Here is a 325-nt window from a genome sequence, read left to right on the forward strand (position 1 = left end):
AGAAATTTCTTCTACATTATCGTCAAGATCAAAATTGTGAGACCAGGTTGCGGCGACCATAAGGTCGTAGGTGCTAAGCTTGGTGCCGGAGCTGTTGATGCGCTCAAAAATTGGACAGACTTCTTCTACTGCAAGGTCTTTGAGAACTACGTTCGGCAGCTTGTAGGTGGTTATTGCCTTAATTAGTTGGTCCAGCTTGGCTTGGAGTGCTTCTTTGTTGGGGTGTGCCTGCAAGGCAGTTCTGAAATCTAGTAGTGCGGTTGTGTCGTAAATTTTGCGAAGCGGAAAAACTTCCAATCCAGGCTGGATGTTCTTCTGTGAGAAT

At 45.8% G+C, this 325-nt stretch carries 1 pseudogene; it reads right to left on the reverse strand.

The annotated features are described in order from the left end of the window. Window positions 1-325: pseudogene (locus tag RVY79_RS18450) on the reverse strand (hypothetical protein); the annotation flags it as partial.

It is taken from the genome of Chromohalobacter sp. HP20-39 (assembly GCF_033052815.1).
Lineage (GTDB): Bacteria > Pseudomonadota > Gammaproteobacteria > Pseudomonadales > Halomonadaceae > Chromohalobacter.